The 22,921-nt window shown below is 74.3% G+C and carries 16 protein-coding genes; 12 read left to right on the top strand and 4 right to left on the bottom strand.

Annotation, left to right across the window (positions count from 1 at the left end):
* The 12 genes from GQQ93_RS17455 (at position 1) to GQQ93_RS17400 (ending at position 18,942) form a co-directional block, all read left to right on the top strand.
* Positions 1 to 801 (top strand): uroporphyrinogen-III synthase, encoded by an 801-nt coding sequence (locus GQQ93_RS17455; RefSeq protein WP_157425557.1) that lies wholly within the window; start codon positions 1 to 3, stop codon positions 799 to 801.
* 265 nt (positions 802 to 1,066) lie between these two features.
* Entirely contained in the window at positions 1,067 to 2,065 is a 999-nt protein-coding gene (gene hemB / locus GQQ93_RS17450; RefSeq protein WP_157425502.1) for a porphobilinogen synthase, read from the top strand.
* Positions 2,062 to 3,387 (top strand): glutamate-1-semialdehyde 2,1-aminomutase, encoded by a 1,326-nt coding sequence (gene hemL / locus GQQ93_RS17445; RefSeq protein ID WP_157425501.1) that lies wholly within the window; start codon positions 2,062 to 2,064, stop codon positions 3,385 to 3,387. Before hemB ends, hemL begins: the two co-directional genes overlap by 4 nt.
* A gap of 40 nt (positions 3,388 to 3,427) precedes the next feature.
* Positions 3,428 to 3,808: a hypothetical protein gene (locus GQQ93_RS17440; protein ID WP_157425500.1), complete on the top strand. Its 381-nt coding sequence runs from the start codon at positions 3,428 to 3,430 to the stop codon at positions 3,806 to 3,808.
* A 189-nt stretch (positions 3,809 to 3,997) separates the two neighbouring features.
* Positions 3,998 to 5,137 carry a serine/threonine-protein kinase gene (locus tag GQQ93_RS17435; RefSeq protein WP_157425499.1) on the top strand — a complete coding sequence of 380 codons (1,140 nt, stop codon included), beginning with the start codon at positions 3,998 to 4,000 and terminating at the stop codon, positions 5,135 to 5,137.
* On the top strand, positions 5,137 to 11,118 hold the full coding sequence (locus tag GQQ93_RS17430) for an Ig-like domain-containing protein (RefSeq protein ID WP_157425498.1): 5,982 nt from the start codon (positions 5,137 to 5,139) through the stop codon (positions 11,116 to 11,118). Before GQQ93_RS17435 ends, GQQ93_RS17430 begins: the two co-directional genes overlap by 1 nt.
* Before the next feature lie 56 nt (positions 11,119 to 11,174).
* Positions 11,175 to 12,140 carry an AAA family ATPase gene (locus tag GQQ93_RS17425; protein WP_157425497.1) on the top strand — a complete coding sequence of 322 codons (966 nt, stop codon included), beginning with the start codon at positions 11,175 to 11,177 and terminating at the stop codon, positions 12,138 to 12,140.
* On the top strand, positions 12,137 to 13,525 hold the full coding sequence (locus GQQ93_RS17420) for a DUF58 domain-containing protein (protein ID WP_157425496.1): 1,389 nt from the start codon (positions 12,137 to 12,139) through the stop codon (positions 13,523 to 13,525). The genes GQQ93_RS17425 and GQQ93_RS17420 overlap by 4 nt, the downstream gene beginning before the upstream one ends.
* On the top strand, positions 13,522 to 16,047 hold the full coding sequence (locus tag GQQ93_RS17415) for a transglutaminase-like domain-containing protein (RefSeq protein WP_157425495.1): 2,526 nt from the start codon (positions 13,522 to 13,524) through the stop codon (positions 16,045 to 16,047). Before GQQ93_RS17420 ends, GQQ93_RS17415 begins: the two co-directional genes overlap by 4 nt.
* The gene (locus GQQ93_RS18210; RefSeq protein ID WP_157425494.1) at positions 16,044 to 17,510 is read left to right on the top strand and encodes a DUF5684 domain-containing protein; all 1,467 of its coding nucleotides are present in this window, start codon (positions 16,044 to 16,046) and stop codon (positions 17,508 to 17,510) included. The genes GQQ93_RS17415 and GQQ93_RS18210 overlap by 4 nt, the downstream gene beginning before the upstream one ends.
* Positions 17,510 to 18,352 (top strand): PP2C family protein-serine/threonine phosphatase, encoded by an 843-nt coding sequence (locus GQQ93_RS17405; protein ID WP_157425493.1) that lies wholly within the window; start codon positions 17,510 to 17,512, stop codon positions 18,350 to 18,352. Before GQQ93_RS18210 ends, GQQ93_RS17405 begins: the two co-directional genes overlap by 1 nt.
* Positions 18,349 to 18,942 carry a hypothetical protein gene (locus GQQ93_RS17400; RefSeq protein WP_157425492.1) on the top strand — a complete coding sequence of 198 codons (594 nt, stop codon included), beginning with the start codon at positions 18,349 to 18,351 and terminating at the stop codon, positions 18,940 to 18,942. The genes GQQ93_RS17405 and GQQ93_RS17400 overlap by 4 nt, the downstream gene beginning before the upstream one ends.
* A gap of 8 nt (positions 18,943 to 18,950) precedes the next feature.
* On the opposite strand, the gene GQQ93_RS17395 is transcribed toward GQQ93_RS17400, so the two are convergent.
* The 4 genes from GQQ93_RS17395 to GQQ93_RS17380 all read right to left on the bottom strand — a co-directional run bounded on the left by GQQ93_RS17395 (position 18,951) and on the right by GQQ93_RS17380 (position 22,891).
* Positions 18,951 to 20,123: a winged helix DNA-binding domain-containing protein gene (locus GQQ93_RS17395; protein ID WP_157425491.1), complete on the bottom strand. Its 1,173-nt coding sequence runs from the start codon at positions 20,121 to 20,123 to the stop codon at positions 18,951 to 18,953.
* Positions 20,124 to 20,951, bottom strand: coding sequence for an ABC transporter permease (locus GQQ93_RS17390; RefSeq protein ID WP_157425490.1), 828 nt, complete (start codon positions 20,949 to 20,951; stop codon positions 20,124 to 20,126).
* On the bottom strand, positions 20,948 to 21,952 hold the full coding sequence (locus tag GQQ93_RS17385) for an ABC transporter ATP-binding protein (protein WP_157425489.1): 1,005 nt from the start codon (positions 21,950 to 21,952) through the stop codon (positions 20,948 to 20,950). Before GQQ93_RS17385 ends, GQQ93_RS17390 begins: the two co-directional genes overlap by 4 nt.
* 168 nt (positions 21,953 to 22,120) lie before the next feature.
* Positions 22,121 to 22,891 (bottom strand): isocitrate lyase/PEP mutase family protein, encoded by a 771-nt coding sequence (locus tag GQQ93_RS17380; RefSeq protein WP_157425488.1) that lies wholly within the window; start codon positions 22,889 to 22,891, stop codon positions 22,121 to 22,123.
* Positions 22,892 to 22,921: the final 30 nt, after the last annotated feature.

Raw genomic sequence — 22,921 nt, 5'->3', positions numbered from 1 at the left:
ATGACGGGCGCCATCAGGCTGCCCGCGTCGGGTGGTGCCGCCAAGCCGCTCGCCGGTTGGCGTGTGCTCGTGCCCCGTGGTGGGCCCTGGGGCGACGGTGTCGCCGCCGCGCTGCGTTCGCGCGGAGCCTCGCCGATCGTCGCGCCCCTCATCAACTTCGCGCCCGCCGACGACCAGCCGGCGCTCGAGGCCGCCCTCGCGAAGCTCGCCGGGGGCGGGTTCGACTGGCTGACCATCACGAGCGCGACGACGGTCGACGTGCTCTCCTCGTACGGTGCCGTGATCCCCGAGACGACGAAGGTCGCAGCGGTCGGCGAGACCACCGCTGCCGCGCTCGTCGCCGCGGGCTACCACGCCGACATCGTGCCCGCCGAAGACAACTCGGCGCGCGGCATGCTCGAGGAGTGGGAGGCCGCGACCGACGGCGCCCCCGGCCTGCGGGTGCTCGCTCTGCGTTCGGCGATCGCGAAGCAGGTGCTCTCGATCGGGCTCGAGCGCATGGGCCACCACGTGGAGGCCGTCGTCGCCTACCGCACGGTGGGCGTGCCGGTCACCGAGAAGGTCGCCGCCGACGTGCGGGCGGGTCTCGTGCACGCCGTGCTCGTCACCTCGGGCAGCGTCGCCGAGCAGGTGCAGAACCAGCTCGGCCCCATTCCCGAGTCGACCCTCGTCGCCGCGATCGGCCCGCAGACCAAGAAGGACGCAGGCGCGGTCGGCCTCCGCGTCGACGTCGTGGCGCGCGAGCGCTCGGCCGAGTCGCTCATCGACGCGGTCGTCGACGCGGCGACCGCGCTGGCCTGACGGCGCTCTTCGCCCGCCCGACCCGGCACCCGCCCCGCCCCGCCCCGCCCCGCGCCGCGCCCGCCCCCGCCGCCCGCGCCCGCGGAGACCCATTCCGGGGGTCGAATCCCGTCACTCGCACGTGCTTGCGATGAACGGGATGTCGGAGAACGACCCCGGGAACGATCGCCTGGGCCGCGATCGCCCGGGCCGCGATCGCCTGGGCCGCGATCGCCCAGGCCGCGGCGCCGGGCGGGCTTCCAGCGACCACGCGTAGGCTGGTTCGGTGAGTTCCACGCCTGCGCCCCGCGTCCGCCCGCGCCGACTTCGCGAGACCCCGGCCATCCGCCGCCTCGTCTCCGAGACCCGCCTCGACCCCGCCGAGCTCGTGCTGCCGGTCTTCGTGCGCGAAGGCGCTGCGGCGCCCCTGCCGATCGCCTCCATGCCGGGCGTCGTGCAGCACTCGCTCGACAGCCTCCCGCAGGCGATCGACGAGGCCGCCGCCGTCGGCGTCGGCGGGGTGATGCTCTTCGGCGTGCCCGCGGTGCGCGACGCCCGCGGCTCGGGTGCGATCGACCCCGACGGAATCCTGAACCTCGCGACCCGGGTCGCGGTCGAGGCATCCGCGGGCCGGCTCGTGGTGCAGACCGACCTCTGCCTCGACGAGTTCACCGACCACGGGCACTGCGGCGTGCTCGACGAGCGCGGCCGCGTCGACAACGATGCGACGCTCGAGCGGTACACCGCGATGGCGCTCGCGCAGGCGCGCGCCGGTTCCGAACTGCTCGGCCTCAGCGGCATGATGGACGGCCAGGTCGCCGCCGTGCGCGACGCCCTCGACGACGCCGGCCACCACGACGTCTCCCTCCTGGCCTATTCGGCCAAGTACGCGAGCGCGTTCTATGGCCCGTTCCGCGACGCCGTCGAGTCGACCCTCGAGGGCGACCGGCGCACCTACCAGCTCGACCCGGGCAACCGTCGCGAGGGCCTCCGCGAGGCGATGATCGACATCGACGAAGGTGCCGACGTGGTCATGGTGAAGCCCGCGGGCAGCTACCTCGACGTGCTCGCCGACGTCGCCGCCGCGAGCGAGGTCCCCGTCTGGGCGTACCAGGTCTCGGGCGAGTACGCCATGATCGAGGCCGCCGCCGCGCACGGCTGGATCGACCGCAAGCGCGCCGTCGTCGAGTCGGTGCGCTCGATCCGCCGCGCCGGCGCCGACGTGGTGCTCACCTACTGGGCCGTCGAACTGGCCGAATGGATCCGCAACGGAGAGACCGCATGAACGCCACGAACGCCGAACTCTTCGCCCGCGCGCAGGCCGCGATCCCGGGCGGGGTGAACTCGCCGGTGCGCGCGTTCCGCTCGGTCGGCGGCACGCCGCGGTTCCTCGTCTCCGCGAAGGGCGCGTACGTCACCGACGCCGAGGGTCGCGACTACGTCGACCTCGTCGCGGGATGGGGTCCCGCGATCCTGGGTCACGCCGACCCTCGGGTCGTCGAGGCGGTGCAGGATGCTGCGGCCCGGGGCCTCTCGTTCGGTTCGTCGACCCCGGCCGAGACGGAGCTGGCCGAACTCGTCGAGGCGCGCGTCGCGCCCGTCGAGCAGCTGCGACTCGTCTCGACGGGCACCGAGGCGACCATGAGCGCCATCCGCCTCGCGCGCGGCTTCACCGGGCGAGACCTGCTCGTGAAGTTCGCCGGGCACTACCACGGCCACTCCGACGGCCTGCTCGCCGAGGCCGGCTCGGGGCTCGCGACCTTCGCCCTGCCCGGCTCGGCCGGCGTACCGGCCGACATCGCCGCGCTCACGCTCGTGGTGCCGTACAACGACCTCGACGCGCTCGCCGCGGTGTTCGCCGAGCACGGCGACCGGATCGCGGCGGTCATCGTCGAGGCGGCCGCCGCGAACATGGGCGTCGTGCCGCCCGCGCCCGGCTTCAATCGTGCGCTCGTCGAGCTCGCGCACGCGAACGGCGCGCTCGTCATCAGCGACGAGGTGCTCACCGGGTTCCGCGTCTCGGCGTCGGGCTGGTGGGGGCGCGAGGCCCGCCACGAGGCATCCGCCTACACCCCCGACCTGATGACCTTCGGCAAGGTCATCGGCGGCGGCATGCCGGTGGCCGCCCTCGGCGGTCGCGCCGAGATCATGCAGCGGCTCGCACCCCTCGGCCCCGTGTACCAGGCCGGCACCCTTTCGGGGAACCCGGTCGCCGTCGCCGCGGGCATCGCGACGCTCAGGGGCGCCGACGCCGAGGTGTACGCGAAGCTCGACGCCGCAGCCGAGACGATCAGCGAGGCGACCTCGGCCGCGCTCGCCGCCGAGGGTGTCGCCCACCGGGTGCAGCGGGCCGGCAACCTCTTCAGCTTCGTCTTCGGCGAAGCGCTCGCCACCGCTGAGGTGCGCGACTACGCGACCGTGCTGCGGCAGGAGTCGTGGCGCTATGCCCCGTTCTTCCACGCGATGCTCGACCAGGGCGTCTCGCTGCCGCCGTCGGTCTTCGAGGCCTGGTTCGTCACCGCGGCCCACGATGACGCCGCGATCGCCCGCATCGTCGACGCCCTGCCCGCCGCGGCCAGGGCCGCCGCCGCCGCAACCCCCTCCTGAAGGCAGGTGGGCGAGCGGGGGATGGGGCAGTATTGAGGGCATGGCGAAGCTCCGAGTGCACAGCGACCGGGTCGAGGTCCACCTCACCGCGGCCGAGAAGTCGCTCGCGCTCCGTGCCGACGACCTCGTGGTGCAGCGCGACGACATCCGATCGGCGACCATCACCGACGACCCGTGGATCTGGATCCGCGGCATCCGGCGTCGCGGCACCGAGGTGCCGCTCATCGTGGCCGTCGGTGTCTGGAAGTACCACGGCGGAAGCGACTTCGTCATCGTCAAGGGCAAGCGGCAGGCCGTGGTGCTCGAGCTCGCCGACGGCGAGTTCGCCCGCATCATCCTGAGCACCAACCACGCCGCAGAGCTCATCGACCGGCTGCGACTGACCCCGCTCGACGAGTCGGACGACCCCGCGGGCGAGTAGCGCGCGGCGCATCGTTTCACAACCGATTCGGCGGCGTCATCCGCCTCGCTTAGGATGTCCCCCGGACGCCGCGGCACGGCCGCGCGCCTGTCGGGGACCCTGCGTGTCCCGACGGTGCCGGCGAGGCGTCCACGACCCGAACAGCTCCCGGCGCGCCGGTGACCCGACAGCCGGCAGGAGGCCCCGCTCGTGGCGAAGCGTCTGCCCTCCCCACCGCCCGTGCTCTCCGGGTACAGCTACGTGCGCCCGCTCGGCACCGGCGGCTTCGCCGACGTGTTCCTCTACGAGCAGGACCTGCCGCGACGCGTCACCGCCGTGAAGGTGCTGCTCGTCGACGTCGTCGACGCCGAGGCGCGGCGGGCGTTCACCGCCGAGGCCGACGCGATGGCGCGGCTGAGCGCCCACCCGTCGATCGTGACGATCCACCAGGCGTCGATCTCCGCCGACGGGCGGCCCTACCTCGTGATGGAGTACTGCCCCGAGTCGCTCGGCGCCCGTGCGAAACGCGGGCCGATGCCGGTGGGCGAGGTGCTCGACATCGGGGTGCGCATGGCCGGCGCCCTCGAGACCGCGCACCGCTCGGGCCTGCTGCACCGCGACATCAAGCCCTCGAACCTGCTCGTCAACTCGCTCGGCGCGCCCGTGCTCGCCGACTTCGGCATCGCCGGCACGATCGGCGACGGCGGCGCGAGCGACACCTTCGCGATGTCCATCCCGTGGAGCGCGCCCGAGGTGCTCGGCGAACGCACGACCGGCACCGTCGCCACCGAGGTGTGGGGGCTCGGCGCGACGCTCTACACGCTGCTCGCCGGCCACAGCCCGTTCGAACTCGCCGAACGCAGCCGCAACAGCGTCGACCAGCTCTCGCGCCGCGTGCTCGGCGCGAAGTACACGCCGCTCGCTCCGCGGGGGGTGCCCGCGCGCATCGACACCGTGCTCTCCACGGCGATGCAACGCGATCCCGCCCGCCGCTACACGTCGATGACCGAGTTCGGCGAGGCGCTGCGCTGGGCGCAGTACGAACTCGGCGTCGCCCCCACCGGGCTCGAGGTCGCCTCGCCCGAGTGGGCGGCGGCGGCACCGCTCGGCTTCGCGGATGCCGCGGAGCGGGGCCCGGTCGTGACCACCGTGAACGCCGACTCGCGTCGTGCCGGCCGTGCGGCGGCGGTCGCCGCGGCGAGGCCCGCCGGCCCCGTGGTCGACGACGGCGGGCTCGCACCCGCGCGTGCGCGCGGCGGGTGGCTGAAGCCCGTGCTGATCGGCGGCGGAGCGGCCGTCGCGGTGCTCGCCGTCGGTGCGGTCGGACTCATGCTCGCGGGAGTGATCTGATGGCGGCGCGGGTCGCCGAACGCGCAGGCGGCCGCCGCCGGAGCGGGCGACGCGGGGCGATCCTCGGCTCCGTCGCGGGCCTCGCGGCCGTCGCGACCGTCGTCACCCTCGCGGTCACGGCCAACGGCTACGAGGCGCAGGAGGTGCCGCGGCTCGAGACCTCGGTGTGGGTGACGCGCGACACCGGCCAGTACGCCCGGGTGAACATCGACCTCGCCGAGATCGACCTCGTGCGCGACGTCGAGGATCCGAGCGGCGTGGTGCAGTCCGGGTCCGAGACCTCGCTCTACAGCCAGGGCTTCCGTCAGCGGTGGCGCATCGATCCGGCCGACCCGGTCGACCTCGTCGCCGAGGACGGCGGCGGTTCGATTCCCACCCCGGTGGGCACGCGCGACGTCGCGACCGCCGGAGACTGGATCGCCTACCGCACCGACACCGGAACGGTGCACGCCGGGCGCATCGACGGCGACGACGCGTTCCCCGTCGACCCGTACGCCGAGGAGCGCGCGGACGACGACGAGGAGAAGACCTACGCCGCCGCCGCCGTCGGGATCTCGCCCGATGGGCTGATGGCCATGTACTCGGCGCGCGAGGAGGCGGTGCGGGTCTTCGACGTCGCGGCAGGGGAGTTCGTCGGCCGCGCCTCGGCGATCGCCGAGCCGCCCGCCGCTGACGCGCGCCTGGAGCTCACCGTCGTCGGCGAGCGCTGGGTCATGCTCGACGCGGCCGAGTCGCGGGCGTGGGTGTCGGGTCGTGACGAGGCGGTGCCCGTCGACGTCGCCGCCGACGCCCGACTGCAGCAGGGGGCGGCGTCCGGGGCATCCGTGCACATCGCCGACTCGGCCGGGCTCGTCCAACTGGCGCTCGACGGGGGCGACGCCGAGCGCGTCGTCGACGCGAGCGGCACCCCGGCCGCCCCGATCGTGGTGGGCGGCGAGCTCGCGGCGGCCTGGCTCGGCGTCGACGGCGGCACGATCTGGACGAGCGGGTCGGGCGAGACTGTGCCGCTCGAGACGCCCGACGGAGAGCGCGACGCCGAGGGCCCGCAGGCGATCACCCCCGTGCTGCGCGGCAACGGCGACCGTGCGGTGCTCAACGAGACCTCCTCCGGGCTCGTCTGGACGGTGCCCGACGGTCGCATGGTGCCGCTCGAGCAGTGGGAGCTCGACGACGAGGTCGAGGACCGCGTCGGCACCCGCGAGGTCGAGGACCTGGCTCGGCAGGAGCCGCCGGTGGCGGTCGCCGACAGCTTCGGCGTGCGCGCGGGGCAGCAGATCGAACTGCCCGTGCTGCTGAACGACCACGACCCGAACGCGAAGGACGTGCTCACCGTCGACCCGGCGTCGATCTCGGGCGGTCTCGCCGACGGCGGCTTCGGCGAGCTCGCGCTCACCTCGAACGACCAGACGCCCACGGTCAGGGTGCGGGCGAGCTCGGGGTCGACGACCTTCAGCTACGCCGTGACCGACGGATCGGCGACCTCGGCGCCGGTCACGGTCACCCTCACCGTCGTGCCCGGCGAGGTGAACAGCGCCCCCGTCTGGTGCGGTGTCGCCGATTGCGCGCAGCGCTGGCCCGAGCCGCAGCTCATGCCCGGCGGAACGGCGCTCGTGTCCGTGCTGCCCGGCTGGGTCGACCCCGAGGGCGATGCCTTCGTGCTCGCCGACGCGCAGCCGATCGACCCGAGCGCACCGGTCTCGATCGTGCCGATGTCCGACGGTCGCGTCGCGGTCAGGCACACCGACCCGAACGCCGCCGCCGAGAAGGTGCAGGTGCGGGTCACGGTCGCCGACGTGCACGGAGCGGAGACCGAGGCGACGCTCGACCTCCGCGTGACCTCGAGCGCCTCGCTCGCCGTCACCCCGGTCGCCGTCACCACCGGCGCCGGCGAGACCGCGATCGTCGAGGTCCGCGAGCATGTGAGCGGCGGGTCCGGTTCGGTGCGGCTGCTCGACGCGGTGCCGACCGCGGCAGCGGCGAGCGGCGGCCTCGCCGTCGTGCCGAACACGGCGGCGGGCGAGGTCGAGCTCTCGGCCGCCGAGCCCGGCGCCTACCTCGCGACCTTCACCGTGCAGGACGTGGTGACGCGCGCCGAGCAGACGGCGACGATCCGGGTGACCGTCGCCGCGCCGGGTGCGCCGCTCGCCCTCGCCCCGATGACGGCGTTCGTGCGCGTCGGCGAAGACGCCATGGTCGACGTGCTCGGCGCCGCGCAGAACACGAGCGGTCGCGTGCTCGTGGTGACCGACGCCGTCGCGATGACGCCCGAGCTCGGCGTCGGGGTGGTCGCGCAGTCGCAGGTGCGGGCGACCGGCGTGACGCGCGACGGTCGGCCCGGTCTCGTCGGCCGCGCGAAGGTGACCGTCGCCGACGGCGCCGGTGCGACCGCGGTCGGCGACCTCAACGTCTTCCTCGTGGCGCCCTCGGCCGGTCTCAGCCCGATCGCGATGCCCGACACCGTCACGATGCGCGTCGGCGAACTCAGCTCGATCCCGGTGACGGCGAACGATGTGAGCCCTCGGGCCGAGCGGCTCGTCGTGCACCCCGAGGTGACCTCGTCGGGCGCCGACGGCGAGCTCGCCTTCGCCTCGGGCGACGAGGTGCGCTACCTCGCTCCGACCGTGCCCGGCACCTACGAACTCGGCTACGCCGTCGGCCTCGAGCAGGCCCCCGAGCGGCTCGACCACTCGACCGTCACGGTCACGGTGCTGCCCGAGGGCGCGAACCGCGCCCCCGAGCCGCACCCGCTCGTCGCGCGGGTGCTCAGCGGCCAGAGCGTGCGCATCCCCGTCGCCGCGACCGGCATGGACCCCGACGGCGACCGCACCGTGCTGGCCTCGGTCACGCAGCCGAAGGCCGGACTCGGCATCGCGACGATCTCGGCGGAGGGCGACGCGATCGTCTACACCGCGCCGGAGGGCGCTGCGGGCGACGTGCAGCCCGCGTTCGAGTACACGGTGCGCGACGCCTCGGGCGCCGAGGGTTCGGCGCGGGTGCGCGTCGGCGTGCTCGCGGCCGCCGTCACCGATGCGGCGCCGGTCACCTTCAGCGACTACGTGCGCGTACAGCAGTCGGCCGCAGCGCCCGTGACCGTCGAGCCGGCCGGCAACGACCTCGACCCGGCGCAGGGCGAGCTCGAGCTCGTCAAGCTCGTGCCGAACGCGCCCGAGGGCAGCGCCGAGTACCGGCGGCTCGAGGCGCTCGTCGACGACGCGACCTCGCTCGACGACGGCCGAGTCGTGCTGCACCCGGGCGACGTGGTCGGGGCCAACTCGTACCGCTACACCGTGAAGTCGCTGCGCAGTTCGAGCACCGCGGAGGGGCTCGTCGTCGTGAACGTGATCGAGGGCGAATCGCCCGACGCGCCGATCGTGACCGACACCGTCGTCACCGCGCGCTCGCGGGCCGACCTCTCGACCGACGGGCTCGACGTCGTCGCCGGCCACGTCGTGTGGGCGTCGGGCGAGCTCGGCGGGCTCGAGCTCGAGCTCTGGGGCGACGCCTCGGGCGACTACCGCGTCGACGGGCACCGCATCGTCGGCCCCCTGCCCGACGGCGGCGCGCTCGTGCCGTTCCGCCTGCACGGCGAGGACCGGGCCGGCCGTGCGGCCGAGGCGTTCGGGTTCCTCGTCGTCCCGGCCTCCGACGACCTCCGCGTGCAGCTGCGCGCCGACGTCGACCAGCTCGAGGTGAAAGAGGAGGCGCAGCTCGAGTTCGAGGTGCGCGAGCTCCTCGACCTGCCGAAGGGCGACCGCGTCGAGGTCGGCGACGACGGCGCCTACGCCGTGCAGCGGGCCGCGGCGAGCTGCACGCCCGCCTCGGGCGGTCGAGCGACGTACTCGGCGGGCGCGGATGCCCCGTGGAGCGACAGTTGCCTCATCCCCGTGCGCCTCGACGGGCAGAAGACCTGGTCGTGGGTCGGGGTTCCGATCGCGATCATCCCGAAGGACCCGCAGGCGATCCTCTCCGCGGTGAGCCGGACGGTGGCGCCCGGTGCGACCGAGTCCGTGAAGCTCTACGACGAGATGACGACGTGGGAGGGCGGCCGCGAGGGCGACCGCTCGAAGCTCGACTACTCGGTCGACTACTCGGGCAGCGCGTTCACCGTCGTGCACTCGGGCGACCGCGTCAGCTTCGAGGCGCGCGCCGACGCCCGCCCCGGCACCCGCGAGACCGCGACGGTCGGGATCAGCGCGTTCGGCGGGGTCTCCTCGGCCATCACGCTCGTCGTCGGCCAGGCTCCGGCCGACGCGCCGCGAGGCGCCGTCTTCACGCAGCAGTGCTCCGTCGGCGCCGGCGCCTCGTGCACGATCGCCGTCATCGGCGTGTCGGGCGAGTACGACCCGTTCGCGGGCAAGACCGGTGCCGGCCTCAAGCTCGAGGGCCTCGGCTCCGGCGCGAACAGCTGCCAGGTCGCCACCGTGCGCGCCGCCGACGACCGCTCGATCGTCGTCACCTGGCCGAGCGGCCAGAACGCCTTCGGCGGTGAGTGCGTCGTGCCGTTCCTCGTCGCCGACGCCCAGGGCCGGCCCGGAGAGGGGCGCCTGACGGTCGACCTCCAGGGGCTCCCGCAGCCGCCCGCCTCGATCTCCACCGCCGACTTCACCGCGACGAGCGTGACGCTCGAGGTCTCGCTCGGCGAGGCGCTGCGCGCCCACCCCGCCGTCACCGGCATCGAGATCCTCGAGGGCGGACGTGCGGTGCCGGCCGACTGCTCGCCGGGTGCCCCGGGCGTCTGGTGGTGCATCGTCGGCGGGCTCACGCCCGGCGAGCGGCACGACTACGCCGCACGTGCGGTGAACAGCGTCGGCACGTCCTCGCCGACGAACGCCGTGACGACGTGGTCGTACAAGGCGCCGAGCGTGGCCGAGGTCACCGCGACCCCCGTGTACCGCGAGGGCTCGACGAGCCCCGAGGCGGGCGTCGTCGAACTCGGCATCACCGCCGCGGCCGATGCGCGGGCCTTCCGCGTCGAGGAGACCGGCCAGGTCATCGACCGCAGCGGTGCGACCACCACGGTCGATCTCGCGCTCACGCCCGGACCCCAGCTGCTCACCGTCGTGCCGATCAGCGTCTTCGAACCGCCGACGGGGCGCGGCGGCAACGAAGGCGGTGCGCGATCGGTGCCGGTGACGGCCGCGGGTGCACCCTACCTCAGCCCGAACGGCATCTCCGCGACGGCGCTGACGAACTCGTCGATCCTCGTCAGCGGGGTCGCGCTCGTCGCGAACCACAGCTCGCGCGGCAGCGAGTTCGTGTACTTCGCCTGGCGCGATGGCGGCGAGCCCCAGTGCTGGGCCGACTCGTCGGGCGCGCTCGGGTACGACGCTCGCGGGGCGACCGTGAGCACCTCGTCGACGATCTCGGGGCTCGACGAGCGCAAGCGCTACTACGTCAAGGCGTGCGGGTCGAACGGCTACGGTGCGACGAGCTCGGGCGTCTCTGAGGTGCGCGTGTACACCGACGTCGACGCGCCGACCGGGAGCGCGACGTACGCGGTCGCGGTCGATGCCGCCGGCGGCGGCAACTCCTTCCGCTATGACCTCGTGCAGGGTCCGTCGCTGCAGGCCGCCGAGGACTTCCACATCGAGTACTGGCTGTACGGCGAGTGGCGCCAGGACTTCGCGCTCTCCTCGGATGCCGCGCCGTCGGGCGTCACCGCTCGCCAGTGCCACGACTTCTGGGGCCGCACGTACTGCTCGAACGAGATCCCGGTCACCGCGACGGCCGCACCGACGACGGTCGCCGTCGACTTCGCCGACAGCTGCGTCGTCGTGCCGAAGAAGCCCGACGACGATCGCGGCGTCACCGTCTCGCCGGCGGCCGCCGGGTCGATGCGCCTCTCGGCGGTGACCGCGCCCGACGCCGCGGGCAACGTCTCGTTCACCGTGTCGTTCGTCGACGCGTTCGCCGCACTGAAGCCGATCACCCGTACCGGCGTGCCGTGTTCACCCGCTGCGGGCGAGCCGCCCGCACCCTGACCTCGGCCCGACCTCCTGCCCGAGACATCCAGCCCCCTTCGAGAGGACCACCCCACGTGACGATCGCACCGGAGCAATCCGCCTGGTTCGCCGAGACGTTCTCGCTCATCGCCGACAACGTCGAGCAGGCCGTGCTCGGCAAGCGGCACGTCGTCGAGCTCGTGCTCGCGACCGCGATCTCGGGCGGCCACGTGCTGCTCGAGGACGCCCCCGGCACGGGCAAGACCGCGCTCGCGCGGGCCATCGCCCAGACGATCCACGGCACGAGCTCGCGCATCCAGTTCACCCCCGACCTGCTGCCCGGCGACGTCACCGGCATCACGGTGTTCGACCAGAAGGCCGGACGGTTCGAGTTCCACGCCGGGCCCGTCTTCGCGAACATCGTGCTCGCCGACGAGATCAACCGCGCCAGCCCGAAGACGCAGTCGGCGCTGCTCGAGGTCATGGAGGAGGGCAACGTCACGACCGACGGCGTCACCCGCCCGGTCGGCAACCCCTTCCTCGTGATCGCGACGCAGAACCCCATCGAGCAGGGCGGCACGTACCGCCTGCCCGAGGCGCAGCTCGACCGCTTCACCGTGAAGACCTCGATCGGCTACCCCGACGAGGCCTCGACCATGCGGATCCTGCAGGCGGTCGGCGCGCCCAAGCCGAAGCTCGAGGGCATCGTCGGCACCGACACCATCGTCGCGATGACCGAGCTGTCGCGCAGCGTGTACGTGAACCCGCTCGTCTCCGACTACGTCATGCGCCTCGTCGACGCGACCCGCCGCGCGACCGAGGTGCGCCTCGGCGTGAGCGTCCGCGGGGCCATCGCGCTCTCGCGTCTCGCGATGACCTGGGCCGCGGCCGCGGGGCGCACGTACGCGACGCCCGACGACGTCCGCGAGCTGGCCGTCGCGGCGCTCGCGCACCGGCTCGTGCTCGAGCCGGAGGCCGAGTTCGATGGGGTCACGGCGGTCGCGATCGTCAACCAGATCCTGCTCGACGTGCCCGCTCCCCGGGAGAACGGGGTGGCGTGACCGGACCGACCGAGCTCCTCCGCAAGCCCGCGACCACCGACACGGTCACCTCGACCCGTGGCGCTACGGTCACGCGGCTGGCTCGCACGCGCCGCGGCCCGTTGGCCGAGGGCGCGGCGCGGCTGCGCCGTCGTGCGCGGTCGGTGGGCGGCGGATTCGCGCGCGCGGTCGCGTGGGTGCTGGAGACGGTCTCGCCGGCGGGGATGCTCCTCGTCGGCCTCGTGGGCGTGGGCGTCGCCGCCGGTGCGGCGTTCGGCTGGTTCGAGGGTTGGGTGGTCGCCGCGACGGCGGGTGCGCTCCTCCTCGTGTGCGTGCCGTTCCTCCTCGGGGCGCACGACTACCGCGTGCGACTCGAACTCGATCGCGACCGGGTGGTCGCCGGGTCCGAGATCCGCGGCACGCTCGACCTGGTGAACGGCGGCGCCCGGCCGGCGCTGCCCGGTGTCGTCGACATCCCCGTGGGACGGGGGCTCGTCGAGGCCCACGTCCCGCTGCTCCGCGGCGGGGCCCACCACCGCGAGGAGCTGCTCATCGCCGCGCAGCGTCGCGGCATCATCGACGTCGGGCCCATGACGATCTCGCGCGGCGACCCCCTGCGGATCCTTCGTCGCGAGATGAGCTGGCCCGAGGTGCAGCGGGTGCACGTGCATCCCGTCACCGTGACGCTGCCGCCGTCGAGTGCCGGGCTCATCCGCGACCTCGAGGGTGCGCCGTCGAACCAGCTCGTCGACGCCGACCTCTCGTTCCACGCGGTGCGCGAGTACGTCGTGGGCGACTCGCAGCGGCACGTGCACTGGAAGTCGACCGCCCGCACCGGACGCCTCATGGTGCGCCAGTACGAGGAGTCGCGCCATGCGCGCATCGCCGTGCTGCTCGACCTCGACCTCGACGGTTACTCGAACGACGACGAGTTCGAGCAGGCGGTGAGCGCCGCCGCCTCGCTCGGCGTGCAGGGCGTGCGCGAGGGGCGAGACGTGCTCGTCGGCGTGAGCGCCGAGCTCGACGCCGCCGATCGTGGCGCGGTGCAGTCGATGCGGGCACTGCCGACCGTGACGCCCCGGGTCCTCCTCGACGGGATGTCGGGACTCGAAGGGTCCTCCGCCGCCGGCGCGGGCGCCGGGGTGATCCGGCTCGAGTCGGTCGCCGCGCTCGTCGCCCAGTCGTTCGGCGACCTCTCGATCGCCTATCTCGTCACCGGGTCGCTCGTGCCGCTGCAGCGCCTCCGCCGTGCGGCCGTCACGCTCCCTCCCGGCATCGCGGTCGTCGCGGTGCGGTGCGAGCCGGGCGCCGAGCCCACCGCCCGTCGCTCGAAGGAGCTCACCGTGCTCACGCTCGGCGAGCTCGGCGACCTCGGCCAGCTGCTCGCGAGAGGAGCCCTGCGATGAGCGCGCCCGCCGTTCGCGGCCGCGCCGATGCGCCGGCCCCCGAGTTCGATCCGCGGCGCACGGCGCTCGGCATCGGGTACGTCGTCGTCGCCGCGGCGCTCGCGACCGTCGCCGCCTGGCCCGTGTACGCCGCCCCGCGCATGATCGTGGTCGCCGTGATCGGCATCGTCGCCGGCCTCGGGCTCGCGATCGTCACCCGGCTGCTGCGCCTGCGGGGGGCGCTCGCGGCGCTGTTCGCCATCGGGGCGACCGCCGTCGTCTACGCACTGCTCGTGGTGCCCGTGGCCGTGCCGAGCGCGGTCGGCGACGTTCCGACCTGGTTGCGCGGAATCCGCGACGGCTTCGTCGGCGTGATCGTCGGCTGGAAGCAGTTGCTGACCCTCTCGCTCCCGTTGGGCGAGTATCAGGCGGTCCTCGTGCCGTTCTTCCTCGTGATGCTCGTCGGAACGCTCGTCGCCGGGCTGCTCGTGATGCCCGACCGGCGCCGCTCCCCGTTCGCGGTCGTCGTCGGCTTCGCGATGTCGGGCTTCGGCCTCGCGTTCGGGTCGAGCTCGCTGAGCGAGCCGCTCGTCGTCGGTCCGCTCGTCGTGCCCGCTCCGCGCGAGCTCGCGGTCGGGATCGGCGGGCTCGCGGCCGCGCTCCTCTGGCTGCTGCTGCGCTCGCGCTCCATCCGTGCGGTCGCGCTGCGGCGGGCGACCGCGGGCACCGTGCAGCGCGCCGGGCTGTCGGGCTGGCCGGCCGTGCGTCGCCGCGGGCTCGCCGCGGTGCTCATCGCGGTCGCGCTCGTCGTCGGCGCGGTCGTCACTCCGGCCGCCGCCCAGCTCGCCGATCGCTCGGCGCTGCGCGATCGGATCGAACCCGCCGTCGTGCTCCGCCAGACGGCAACGCCGCTCGCGAGCTACCGCGCGGCCTTCGGTGCCGACCGGATCGACGAGCCCTGGCTGGCGATCGAGGGCGACACCGGCGGCGTCGATCGCCTCCGGCTCGCGACCCTCGACACCTACGACGGCGAGACCTTCCACGTCGCGGCCTCCCGCGACGACGCGGCGACGGGCCGATTCAGCCGACTTCCGCGCGCGGCCGCGCGGATGCCCGGCGACGTCGCCTTCGGTCTCACCGTCGACGACGGCTACTCCGGCATCTGGGTGCCCGCCCCGCTCGGGCTCCGAGCCGCCCCCGACTTCGACGGGCCGCGTCGGGCTGCGCTCGCCGACGGCTTCCACCGAGCCGACGACGGGGCGACCTCCATCAACATCGCCTCGGTGCCGGATGCCTCGGCGTCGACCTCAGGGGTCGAACGCGGCCTGCTGCCGGGCGACGCCTACTCGCTCGTCTCGGCGCCCGACGCGCCGGCGCCGCTCGGCGAGCCCGACTCGACCCCGCGCCTCGACCTCGAGGAGTACCCCGCGCTCGCCGAGTGGATCGAGATGCAGGAGCAGCCGGGCACCGCCGCCGGCTTCACCGAACTCGTCGAGCGCCTGCGCGGCCGCGGCTACCTCAGCCACTCCTCCGTCGACGGGCCCGACGCCGCGGAGTGGATCGGCCGCCTCGACGCCGGTTACACCTTCCTGCCGAGCTACTCGGGCCACTCCGCGGCCCGCATCGAGTCCCTCTTCACCCAGCTCGTCGACCAGCAGCGACTTGCGGGGCCCGAGGCATCCGATGCGGCCCTCGTCGCGGCCGTCGGCGACGACGAGCAGTTCGCGACCGCCGTCGCACTGCTCGCCCGTGCGCTCGGCTACGAGTCGCGCGTGGTGCTCGGGTTCCGGCTCGCCGGCACCGAGGAGGTGCCGGGCGCCCCCGCCTGCACGGAGGTCTGCACCGGCGGCGCGCTGGCCGTGTGGGCCGAGGTGTCGGGCGAGCGCGGTGCCTGGACGCCGATCGACGCGACGCCCCAGCACGAGGTCGCCCCGAGCCTGATCAAGGAGGGCGAGCAGCTCCCCGAGCATCCGACGACGCCCGACCGCACCGACACGGCGACCGTCGACCCGCCCGCGGCGCGGAGCGAGTCGAGCGAGACGGCCGCGACCTCGCCCGAGGAGGTCGATCTCGGCCTCGCCTCGCTGTTCGCGATCCTCAAGTGGGCCGGCCTCGGTGCCGTGGCGCTCCTGCTGCTGCTGCTGCCGTTCCTCGTGCTGGTCGTGGCGAAGGGCGCGCGTTCGCGCCGCCGCCGGCACGATCCGGTGCCCGAAGTGCGTATCGTCGGAGCATGGGACGAACTCGTCGACCTGTACGCCGACCACGGTGTGCCGGCTGCGGGCGCGGATCGCGCGGCCGCCGCGCGGGCCTCCGGTCGTCGTGCCGCCGTCGAGCTCGCGACGAGGGTCGATCGTGCGGTGTTCGCAGGTGACCCGCCGAGCGAGGCCGACGCCGAGGCGGCGTGGGCGATCGTCGACGCCGAACGCACCGAGCTGCGGGCAGGTGCCCGCGCCCGTCGCCGGCTCGCGGCGACGCTCTCATTCGCTTCCCTGACCCGCCCCCTCCGCCCAGCTCGCGCATCACTCGAGGAGCCCGCACGATGACCCCAGTCGACTCCCAGCAGCTCGTCGCCGCCACGTTCATGACGGTCGGATTCTCGTTGCTCATCGGCATCGGGCTGTACGTCTGGTACGCGGCGATGCTCGCGAAGGTGTTCGTGCGCTTCGGCCAGCCGGCGTGGTCGGCGTGGGTGCCCGTGTACAACGAGATGCAGCTCTTCAGGATCGGCCGCCAGCAGCCGTGGCTCGCCCTCCTGATGTACGTGCCGCTCGTGCAGATCGTGGGCCTCGTGTTCAAGGTGTTCGCACTGCACCGCATCAGCACCCAGAGCTGGCGGGGCGTCGGCACCACGGTGCTCGGGGTGCTGCTCCCGCCGGTCTGGGCGACCGTGCTCGCGACCGGTCCCTCGCCCGATCCCGAGCTCGGCCGCATGCCGATGCGGGCGCCGGGCACGGGCGAGATCCCGCCCGTGGCTCCCGGGGTTCCCGGAGGGCCGCTCGCTGCGGCCCCCGCGGCCGTCGCGCCGCAGCCCGCGCCGCTCATCGCGCCCTTCGTTCCCGCGGCACCGGTCGCCGCACCGGTCGCGCCGCAGTCCGCGCCTCCGGTCGCGACCCAGCCCGCGGCGCCGGCCCCGCCCGCGCACATGTCGGCTGCCGCGCAGGCGTGGGCGTCTCCGCTGAACGACGCGCCCGCGACCGGCGCGCCGACGCCCACCGCGGCGGCCGTCGCAGCGCCCGCTGCGACTCCTGCGGCATCCGCCGACGCCATCTCGTCCCTCTTCGCCCCGCCGAGCTCCCAGCCTCCGGTGGCCCCCGCCGTCGACCACGGTGCCGTGGCACCGCGGATCCCCGGGCGCATCGAACCGCTCCCGCCGATCCCGCAGGCGCCGGTCGCGGCTCCGGCTGCGCCTTCCGCGCCTCCCGCGCCTCCCGCCGACGCCGCCCCGCCGCAGCCCGGCGGCGCGGCCGCCGCCTACGCCGCACTCGCCGCCCCGCTCGCGGCGCCGGCCCCTCCCGCCCCGTCGATCCCAGCCGCTGAGCAGGCGGCAGCGCCGCGCGCCGCCGCGTTCGACGGGTTCGAGCCGGCCGATGCCCCGACGATCGTCACCGGCGAGGGCGACGACGACCCGTTCGATCGCACCATCGTCGTCGCGCGCCGTCCGCTCGTGCGCTGGCGGCTCGTGCTCGAGGACGGCAGCGTGCTCGAGCTCGACGCTCCCGTCGTCGTGCTCGGTCGCAACCCGCGTGCCGCCCTCACGGGCGAGCAGCGCCTCGTCGTCCCCGACGTCAGCCGCACGCTCTCGAAGACGCACGCGGTCCTGCGCCTCGACGGCGACGAGTGGAGCGTCACCGACCTCGACTCGACGAACGGCGTCATGGTTCCCGACGCCGCCGGCGTCGACCGACTGATCGATCCCGGCGTGCCAACGCCCGTCGCGGGGCGGCTGGTGCTCGGAACCCTCCCCGTCGCCCTCGAGCGCGACGGGCAGCAGGAGGCCCCGCGCTGATGCCGGAACACCGCGTGAAGCTCGCCGCGGCCGCCGCAAGCGACGTCGGCCTCGTCCGCCGTACCAACGAGGACTCAGCCCTCGCCGAGTGGCCGGTCTACCTCGTCGCCGACGGCATGGGCGGGTACGAGGCGGGCGACCGCGCCAGCGCGGCGGTCGTCGACGCATTCCGCGAGCACGTCGTCGGCCGGCCCGTCGCGACGGTCGTCGGCGTGCGCGAGTCCCTGGCCGGGGCGAGTGCACGGGTCGCCGCGGTGGCCGCCGAGACCGATCGGGGAGCGGGCAGCACGGTGGCCGGGGTCGCGCTGGTCGACGACGAGGGCGAGCCGGCCTGGCTCGTCTTCAACGTGGGCGACTCACGCGTCTACCGGCACCACGGCACCGAGCTCGAGCAGCTGACGGTCGACCACTCGCTCGGTCAGGAGCTCGTCGACGGCGGGGCGATGCGCGCCGAGGATCTCGCGACCTTCGAGCGCCGCAACGTCATCACGCGGGCGATCGGCGCGCCCGACAGCACCGCCGACAGCTGGCTGCTGCCCGTCGTGAACGGCGAGCGGCTGCTGATCTGCAGCGACGGCCTCACCTCCGAGGTGAGCGACGAGGGCATCCGGGCGACCCTCACGATGAGCGGCCGCCCCGAGTCGGCCGCGGCGGCCCTCGTGCAGCGTGCCCGCCAGGCGGGCGGACGCGACAACATCACGGTCGTGGTCGTCGACGTCCTCTCGGGCGGTCTCGACGAGTACGCGGATGCCACGACCGGCGTTCCCCGCAGGACGCCCGACCCGGCCGGTGCGCCCGAGGTCGACGACGAGACGACGATCCCCGTGCGGAGGCGTTCATGAGCGACGACCGGTCCGGTTCGATGCTCGACGATCTCGACGAGGCCGACCTTCACGACGAGGCGACCGTGGTCGTCTCCCGGCTCGACGAGCAGACGGTGGTCGTCGACCGCACGGTCGCGCGCTCCGACGCCGACGCCGAAGCCGCCGCCGCCGACGCGACCGTGGTCGTCCCGCGGACGTCCGCACCCGACGAGGCCACCGTCGTCGTCGACCGGGGCGACTCGTCGAAGTCGCGGCTCACCCATCAGGGCGCGCCCGTCATGCACTCGCCGACACGTCGCGATCGTCGCCGGCCGTCGCCCGCACCCGTCTCGGACGAGGTGCTGCGCACCGCCGAACCCGGTGCCGGCCCCGGAGTGCTCGACCGCTACGAGGCGCGGGCGCCCGAGGCATCCCCGCTGCAGCGCCCCCCGCGCGTCGCGGACGGGCCGCCGCCGAGCCGGGACGCGACGGCGGTGCTGCCGTCGGTCGCGCGTCGTTCGCGGCGCACGGCGGTCGCCTCGATCGGCGTGTTCGCGGGGGCGTGCCTCCTCAGCGTCGTCGGGCTCGTCGCGCTCGCCGTCACGGTGCTCGGCGAACTGTTCGGCTGAGGTCGCCCTCAGACCGGGACGACCGGCTCGGCGACGACCTCCGCGGGAACACCGAGGAACTCGGCGACCTCCGCGAGCCGCTCGTCGAGCGAGCGGCGTTCGGCCGGTGAGAACTCGCGCCACGGCACCACCTTGAGCGTCGCGCGCCCGCCCTGCACGACGGGGGCCCATCGCCCGACCATGGTGCCGCCGATGAGCATCGCGTGCAGTGGGAACTCGGGGATGATCGGCGCGGCGATGCCCGGCGGCTGCAGGTAGGCGCGGGGCATCGCGTAGCCCATCACGTACTCGTCGTAGCCCTGCAGCAGGTCGACGCGGGCGGGGTCGTCGTCGACCGCCGTCCGTTCGGCGGTTCGAGCCGACCAGGCCGCCGCGACGGCCGCGTCGTGCCAGAGCTCGGGCGTATCCGGCTCGTCGAGCTGTTCGAGCCGCCCGTCGGTGCGATCGGATGCCGCGACGAGCGCCGCACGGATGTCGCGCAAGGTGAATCCCGACCAGGTCGCGAGATCGCGGGTCGTCGCCGGCCCTCGGGTGAGCAGGGCCCGTTCGACGAGCTCGGAGAGTGCCTCGTCCCTGGGGCGGGGCGGCGCGGGCGGCACCCGCTCGTCGAAGGCCGCGTAGCTGCGCTGCCTGCCGACGCTCGCACCCGAGATCGCGACGAGTTCGAGCTCGGCGACGAGCAGCACGAACGTCAGGCCTGCTCTCGGGAGCCCGGAATCCACGAGCGCCGCCCCGAGCTCGTCGCGGGTGCGGTGGCCGTGCGCGAGTTCGCGGGCGACGACGTCGACGGCGCGGCGGCCGGCTTCGCCGTCCCATCCGGCCTTGCGGATCGTGCCCGCCATCTGCTGCCGCACCCGCGGTGCCGACAGCTCGAGCAGCCACCGGGCGTCGGCGGGCACCATGAAGTGCCAGGTGGGGCGCAGCACGTGCGTGCGGAGGACCGCCCCCTCGTCGATGCGGGCGGCGACCGCGGCCGCATCGGGGCGCGCCGGCGGCGGCAGGCGCTGGGCGAGTCCCCACTGGGCGGGCAGGTACTCCTGCGCCTGCACCGCGAGCGCCCGTGCCACGACGTCGTCGGGCGTCGCGGGCGGCGCCGTCGCCGTGGCATCCTCGCCGCCCGGAATCGCGCCGCGCAGGCCCTGCGCGAACAGCCGACGCGACCGCAGCTCGGCGGCGTCCACCTACGAGACGTCCCTCCGCCAGGTCGTCGCCGCGCCGATCGCCGTGGTCACGAGGGCGATCCCGAGCAGCACGAGTCCGCCCTGCCACCAGTCGAGCGTCTCGGTGCCGCCGAACGCGGCGACCGTGTAGAAGGACGCCCCGACGAGGGCGTCGCTCGCGGCGCCGGGCAGGTAGCGGCCGACGGTCGCGGTGACGTCGTTGAGCGACGCCGCGAACCGCAGGATCGGCTCGAGGAACTGGGTGAACGCGATCACGATAACGACGGCTGCGACCTGGTTCGTCACGAGCACGCCGAGCCCGACGCCGATGCCGCCCCAGAGCGCCATCGCGAGGATGCCCCGGCCGATGAGCGCCCAGGTGTCGCTCGAGTCGAGGCCGGTCTCGAGGCCGAATCCCGCGAGGGCCGTCGCCGCCGAGCCGACCGACACGGCGTAGCCGATGGCGCCGAGCACGGCGCCCGCGACGAGTTGCGACACGAGCTTCGCCGACAGCACCACGGTGCGATGCGGTTCGGCGAGGAAAGTGGGCGTGAGGGTCTTGTGCCGGAACTCGCTCGTCACCGCGAGGGCGCCGAGGAGCAGCGGGAACACGTAGCCGATGCTCGAGGCGAAGCTGTAGAGCAGCGGCGCGAGCTCGACGTCGGCCGGCAGCGGTGCGCTGCCCGACTCGGCCGCGGCGTCGGGGTTCGCACCGAGCCAGCTGAAGAGGGCGCCGAGGCCGCCGGCCATGAATGCGACGTAGGCGGCGAGCAGGATCGCGAGCAGCCACCACATGCGGGTGGTCAGGAGTTTCTGGAACTCGGCGCCGAGTGCGCGGAAGAAGCTCATCGCGCGTCCTCCTCGCCCGCCGGAGCCTCGTCGACGGGTGGCGCGGCGGCCGGCGCCTCGGCAGGGTCGTCGCCCGGTGACCCATTCGAAGCATCGCCCGGTGATTCGTCGGGCGCCTCGCCCACGAGCGAGAGGAACGACTCCTCGAGGCCGGACTTCAGGCGGTGCAGCGCGCTCAGCTCGACGCCGCCGACGAACGCGGCATGGCCCACCCGCCCGGGGTCGGGCTCGTCGACGATGAAGCCGCTGCGGCCCGCGTCGTACTCGAGGCCGGCCGAGTCGAGGGCCGTCGCGAGGGCCGTCCGGTCGGGCGAGTCGACGATCGTGCGCGGGGCCGAGTCGAGCTCGAGGCTCGCGAGCGTGCCGCGCTTCACGAGGCGGCCCCGCGAGATGATGACGACCTCGTCGACCGACTGCTGCACCTCGCTGAGCAGGTGCGAGGAGACCAGCACCGTGCGGCCCTCGCGGGCGAGGGTCTGCAGGAACACGCGGATCCAGCGGATGCCCTCGGGGTCGAGGCCGTTGATCGGCTCGTCGAGCACGAAGACGCCGGGGTCGCCGAGCAGCGTGTACGCGAGGGCGAGGCGCTGGCGCATGCCGAGCGAGTACCCGCCGACCCGGCGCTCGGCGAACTCGGCGAGGCCGACCTGCTCGAGCACGACCGGCACGCGCGCCGACGGGAGGCCGGCCGCGGTGGCGTACACCCGCAGGTGGTTGCGCGCGGTGCGCCCGGGGTGGAAGTTCGCGTCGAGCGCCGCGCCGACCGTCTCGAGCGGGCGCGGCAGCGCATGGTACGGGGTGCCGCCGAAGGTCGCCGTGCCGCTCGACGCGCGCACGAGCCCGAGCAGCACCCGCAGGGTCGTCGTCTTGCCCGCGCCGTTCGGCCCGAGGAACCCGGTGACCCGCCCCGGTTCGACCGTGAAGCTGAGGTCGTCGACGGCGGTGACCGCGCCGAAGTGCTTGCTGAGCCCCGTGATCTCGATGGGGATGCCGTCGGCCATGCGCGCTCCTCACGTCGGGGGCCGTCGTGAGCCGCAGGTGGGCCGCGCCCCCGCACGACCCGTGTTCGCGGCCGAGGCCGCGAACAAGCTCACCCTAGCGAGATCGGGGGCCGCGGGGCATCCGTCTCGTGGGGGATTCGCAGATCAGCGCGGGGAATCCGCGGGCCATCAGTTCAGCGGGCGGATGCCGTCGGGCAGCACGCCGCCCGCGTAGAGGTCGGCCGCCAGGTCCTGCAGGGCGCCGAGCGCGATGCGCTGGGTCGTCGGGCCGTACGAGAGGCGGGCCACCCCGAGGGCTTCGAGCCGAGCGGGCGCCGGCACGCCCGGCAGCCCGATGAGGGCGAGCTTCTGCTCGCCGATGCCGGCGACGAGTTCTTCGATCTCGGCCTCGCCGAACACGCCCGGCACGAACACGCTCGTCGCACCCGCGTCGAGGAACGCGCGACCGCGCTCGATCGTGTCGGCGAGCCACACCTCGCGCGGGCGGGCGTGGCCGCGCAGCCACGCGTCGGTGCGGGCGTTGAGTGCGAACGGCACGCCCTCGGCACCGGCCGCCGCGACGGCCGCGTCGACGACCGCGACCGATTCGGCGAGCGGCTTCAGACGGTCTTCGATGTTCGCCCCGACGATGCCCTCGCCGATCGCACGACGCACGGTCTCGCCGGCGTCGCCGTAGCCGTCGTCGAGGTCGGCGCTCACGGGCACCTCGACCGCACGCGCGATGCGACCCGCCATGTCGAGCATGAGGTCGACCGGGATCTCGCCGTCGGGGTAGCCGAACGACGCGGCGATCGAGTGGCCGGCCGTTGCGAGGGCGCGGGTCTCGGGCAGTGCGGCGACGGTGCGGGCGCTCACGACGTCCCACACGTTCACCACCTGGAGGAGCTCGGGGGCGGTGTGCAGGCGGCGGAGTTCGGCGGCGTTCTCGGCGATGGTCATGACCTCACGATACGGCCGCGGGAGCGGCCG

Origin of the sequence: Agromyces lapidis, from assembly GCF_009749405.1 — a bacterium.
Lineage (GTDB): Bacteria > Actinomycetota > Actinomycetes > Actinomycetales > Microbacteriaceae > Agromyces > Agromyces lapidis.
Note: the sequence above shows the minus strand (reverse complement) of the source record. Positions and strands in the feature narration are given on the sequence as shown.